Origin of the sequence: Sphingomonas sp. CFBP 13706, assembly GCF_014842355.1 — a bacterium.
GTDB lineage: Bacteria > Pseudomonadota > Alphaproteobacteria > Sphingomonadales > Sphingomonadaceae > Sphingomonas > Sphingomonas aerolata.
Map to the genome: position 1 here is coordinate 1 of NZ_JACYVM010000038.1, position 4,520 is coordinate 4,520.

Below are 4,520 nucleotides of genomic sequence, written 5' to 3' on the forward strand. Positions count from 1 at the left end.
TTGAATCAGACCGCCGACACTACTGCAAGCCCGACTTTTTCAACACAATCGCCCAATTTCGGCCATTCCGCTTACGCCAAAACACAGACGCGCAGGCCGCAGCCTTGATGGTAGCTTACATGGCTATAGGTAAGAAATGCGCCGACCGATGCTGATCAAGGGCGGACCCGCTCACATCTGCTGCGATCATCAGGGTTCTCATCTATCGATCCTGAATAGAAGATCGACGGCAGGGCTGAAACAGAGCACCACGGTAAGAACCACCACGAACGTCAGAAGAAAGTTGGTCGTAAATGCACCAGCCGAAGGGTAAACCAGCCTCCTCAGAATTCCGCAGACCAGCCATATGGGTGCGGCGAATAATGAAGCGATCAATAGCACCCGCCCTAGACTGGCCAGAATATGCGTTTCAGCACAACCGATTGAGGGATCGCACGTACCCAACACACTGCCCAGCAGTACAATACTGCCGATGCCAGATGCAAGAAGCCCGACCGTAAGACAGCCAAACGGCCAAGCCTTTCGTATGTCGGAAAGAGTGGATCTTCGCTCATGCTGCGACCCTAGTAACAATCGGAAGCCCTTTAAAGTAGCCGCTTCTGGATCTGCTACGCTGGTACAGGACGCGGACCGTCCGCTCTCCACCAATTCCGGCCATTTCGCTGCCGTCCATGGCCTGACCATAGGTGTCATCGGCAGTCGCAGCAGAGCCAAAGATTGCCGGACTGCACCCCGCCAACCTCGAAGATCATTTGGCTCATGCTCGCACGAAGGTGCGCATATTGGGTGCAAATGTCTTCAATAATGTGTCGTTCTTACCCTGCTTCCCTCACGGCCAAAATGGCACAATCACTTACATATTGGCACCACTTGCATCGCTATTTATTCATGCGGAGACTTGGTTGATTGCTTCAGTCGCATGTAGCCGCGGTTGTTTTTGTAAAAAGGCGACCCCAAATGGCGGTGACACACGTGGAGTGAATGATGTCTGACGAAACTATTCAGCTAGACGCCGTCGAGCTTGCAACCGAGCTGACGATTGCATGGTTGTCGAATCCAAACACGCGAACATCAGCAGATGACGTTCCAGCGTTTCTCGCCCAGATGCACTCCAGCGTTCAATCTTTAATCGGCGGTGCCAACGAGGCGAACGCCCCTGTCGCTGATGCCGAGCAATATACCCCCGCAGTGTCGGCCCGTAAGTCGCTGGCCAACCCGGACTTCATCGTCAGCATGATCGATGGCAAGCCATACAAGACACTTCGCCGACACCTCACGACGCACGGCCTGACGCCAGAAGAATATCGCGAGCGGTACAATCTGAAGGCTGATTATCCGATGGTTGCAACGACCTATTCGGAAGCGCGCCGTGCGATGGCCCATAGGATTGGCTTGGGTAGCAGCCGCAGCGGCGATGGCACGGCATCGAAGGCCCCAGCAAAATCCAAAAAGCCAAAAGTTGAAACGGCCGAGTAAGTAAAAGCTGGCTTCCATTGGGGGCCAGCCTTTGGGCGGCAGGGGAAGGGCTGCTTCTGCCGCTCGTCTGTCCGGTCCGGCTTCTCACGGTGGCGAGAAGCCGGTGTAGGTTACACCTCGATGCCCTCTGACAAGGTCAAAGCGTCTTCGACATCGACGCCAAGGTAGCGCACGGTATTCTCAATCTTGGCGTGGCCGAGTAGGATCTGCACCGCGCGAAGATTGCCCGACGCCTTGTAAATGATGGAAGCCTTGGTCCGCCGGAGCGAGTGCGTCCCATACTCTTCGCGGCGCAGCCCTATGCCGTTCACCCATTCGGCTACCAGCCGGGCGTACTGGCGGGTACTGAGCGGGCGGGCATGATCGGTTCGGCTAGGAAAGACATAGTCGGCAAGCGAACCACCTCGCCTCTCCAGCCATGCCAGCAAGCTTGCTCGGGCGTCCGCCATCAACTCGAACTGCACCGGCCTACCTGTTTTCGCCTGAACGACGATCGCACGGGTTCGGACATGGCCACCAAGGACGATATCGCCGATCCTCATCCGCACCACATCGCAACCACGCAGCTTGCTGTCGATCGCCAGGTCAAACAACGCTCGATCCCGTAGTCGCTGGTGCTGATCGAGGAAGAAGCGAATGGCCCAGACCTGTCGCGGCTTGAGCGCACGCTTGGCACCCACCTTGCGCCCGCCGTTCCAGGGGGAGCGTTTGCCTGCGATTGGATCGAACTCTGACGTACCCATAGCTTTCTCTCCGTGGCCATCATGGCCAAGGAGAGAACGGGCACGGGGTGGCATGGCTTTTCCGGAGGGGCATTTACTCTGGATTGCTAGGTGCATTCAGTTTGAACTGTGGCCTGATTTTCACGATGTAACATGGAGCTCGACAATGTTTGCAGCTGCACTCCTATTAATCTCTTCTCTACAACTCAAACCCGCAGCCAGAGTCGAATTGGCAGGCCGCAGTTGCAGCAGCGGCGCACAATGTCAGTCCGGGCTCTGCGAGTTGCCAAGAGGCAAGCGGCTTACTTCGAAACGAGTTCGTGGCGTGTGCGCCGTCACCGCGCAACCACGCGATCAGATGTGCGGTAAGCTAATCGTCGAAAAGGGTAAAATCGTGTTTCCTCCCTGCCATTAGGATACAACGACGGCAGCTTTACCGTCACCTTTGCTCCAAAGCGGACCTTCCGCAATCCACAAATCCCCGCCATTCGCTTCCGCTCATAATCGGTCATCTCGGTTGCGCGTTGGCTTGCCCGCAATCTACCGATTGTTCAGCTGCTAGTGCGCTTAAGAGACGGAGAGCATGCGGATCTGACCCTCGCGCTGCCATCCCTTTGATGTACGAATATAGCGAGCCTCTAATTCTCCACCGCAGAGGCCAGTGCACGAATAGGCGAAACGAACGACGGCGCTTTTAACGTCGCTACTTATCTGTGGAACTCCGACAGAATAGATGAAGGCTTCTCGGATGTGTTGGCCGGGAATAGGCGCGTGCACCGCTGCTCGCGATCGCGCATCGTCGTCTGCAATGGGATAGCCTTTGGGGATTTCACCTTTAAGCCTAGGGCAAGTCATCAGCAGGTCAGGGCGACTTGGGTCGGGAGCGACGTAGTAGGAATCAAATCCTTTGTTGCGGTTGATGCTTGGCAGATCGCGCAGGGCGATGCTTCCAATTTCACAGACGACTGTTAGCTCTGCCGAGCTTGGAGAGGCGGCTGTCATCATGAGGCCGACCACTAAAGCAATCATCTGCTATCTCCCGGCTACATCGTTGAGGCAAATTGACGGCGGCAATCGTAGCCCGTCAACGTCTGCCTTGATCGAACCTCACCTAAAAGCAGTCGGGCCGCAATCCACCAAGTCGCGACGTTCGCACTGCCGATCGGCATCAATCCGAAGCGTACAGGCTGCATTCGGCCCAAAAGCGGACATAGTGGTCGATGGCTGGACGTCTGCGCAGCAAAATTGCTATTCTCCAGGAGGGGGAGACAATCCATGCGCCGCAATCAGTTGTACACTATGTCGTCCGCGCTCTGCTTAGTGGCCTGCGGCGGGGGCGGGGGGAGCGAGGGTTCCATTCAGGTTGTTCCCGCGCCGGCACCCTCCACAACTCCCGCACCGATGCCAACCGCAACTCCAACTCCGGCTCCAACTTTTACCTACGGCAGTTTTGACCTGTCGCAGAATCGGGTGTTCGCTGGACAGGTAGCGACAGTAACTACCGTGGAGCGCTATACTTCAGATACCGCGCCCTTTTACTCGGTCGAATCACAGCAAGCATCGTTGCAAAAATCTCGCAGTGCGCTGGAATTATCATATGACGCCAGCAAGTTGCTTGTGATCCGCTTTGCCGGAGAAACGGCAGTTTTCAATCCGGCTGAAGTAAGCTTCACCAATGCTGATGGCGTTAAGTGGCAGCGAACGCGGACGGTCACAGCTCGGGGCGACGCGGCGACGTTCGCGCGGTTCCCGAATATGGAATACGTCTACATCGCTGAGCAGCAAGTCGACGAGGACGCACGTGAGCCAAATGCCGCTGCCGCATCTCGTGATACAATGCGCTATTTCCTGATCGGGGAGCGTACACGAGACGGCGACATTCCTCTGTTAGGAACAACAAATTACGCCGTGGACCTCAATACAACGCGTGTTGGGCGTAATCGCGGTGGTGGTTTTAGTGTTTTTGGTGACGTCGCCTTGGCCATTGATCACGCTAACGGATCGGTCACCGCGCGATTGAGTGCCCAGCAAGGCAGTTATACCACGGGTACAACGCCGGAGACGGCAACCCTGGTCTTCAGTGGCACAATATCCGCGAACGGGATTAGCGGCGCGATCACTAGCCCCGATAGCAGCTATACGGGCGTCTTTACCGGCAATCTTTTCGGGCCCCGTGGGATTGAGGCCGGGATGGTTTTTACCCTTACCCGTCCCGATGGCGTCCGTGCGGCGGGCAGGCTTTTCGGCCGTCGCAGGTAGCCGCACCTTGGCCGCTGTCGCCCGATTGTGTTGAAAAAGTCGGGCTTGCAGTAGTGTCGGCGG

Annotated in this window: 4 protein-coding genes; 2 read left to right on the forward strand and 2 right to left on the reverse strand. The window is 56.5% G+C overall.

What is annotated here, in order from left to right; all coding sequences use genetic code 11:
• The first annotated feature begins 984 nt into the window (after window positions 1–984).
• Window positions 985–1,476, forward strand: a complete 492-nt coding sequence (locus tag IFS44_RS21375; protein ID WP_031439578.1) for a MucR family transcriptional regulator — start codon at window positions 985–987, stop codon at window positions 1,474–1,476.
• A 110-nt stretch (window positions 1,477–1,586) separates the two neighbouring features.
• On the opposite strand, the gene IFS44_RS21380 is transcribed toward IFS44_RS21375, so the two are convergent.
• Together IFS44_RS21380 and IFS44_RS21385 are read right to left on the reverse strand one after the other, a co-directional pair.
• The gene (locus IFS44_RS21380) at window positions 1,587–2,219 is read right to left on the reverse strand and encodes a tyrosine-type recombinase/integrase (protein ID WP_192100115.1); all 633 of its coding nucleotides are present in this window, start codon (window positions 2,217–2,219) and stop codon (window positions 1,587–1,589) included.
• Window positions 2,220–2,765: 546 nt separating this feature from the next.
• A complete protein-coding gene (locus tag IFS44_RS21385; RefSeq protein ID WP_192100117.1) occupies window positions 2,766–3,227 on the reverse strand; it encodes a hypothetical protein in 462 nt (153 codons plus the stop codon).
• A 372-nt stretch (window positions 3,228–3,599) separates the two neighbouring features.
• On the opposite strand from IFS44_RS21385, the gene IFS44_RS21390 reads away from it, so the two are divergent.
• The gene (locus IFS44_RS21390; RefSeq protein WP_192100119.1) at window positions 3,600–4,457 is read left to right on the forward strand and encodes a hypothetical protein; all 858 of its coding nucleotides are present in this window, start codon (window positions 3,600–3,602) and stop codon (window positions 4,455–4,457) included.
• The last annotated feature ends 63 nt before the right edge of the window (window positions 4,458–4,520 follow it).

Coding starts and splice junctions, on each gene's coding strand:
- IFS44_RS21385 (WP_192100117.1), bottom strand. CDS start 3,227: ATGATTGCTTTAGTGGTCGGCCTCATGATGACAGCCGCCTCTCCAAGC.
- IFS44_RS21380 (WP_192100115.1), bottom strand. CDS start 2,219: ATGGGTACGTCAGAGTTCGATCCAATCGCAGGCAAACGCTCCCCCTGG.
- IFS44_RS21375 (WP_031439578.1), top strand. CDS start 985: ATGTCTGACGAAACTATTCAGCTAGACGCCGTCGAGCTTGCAACCGAG.
- IFS44_RS21390 (WP_192100119.1), top strand. CDS start 3,600: ATGCCAACCGCAACTCCAACTCCGGCTCCAACTTTTACCTACGGCAGT.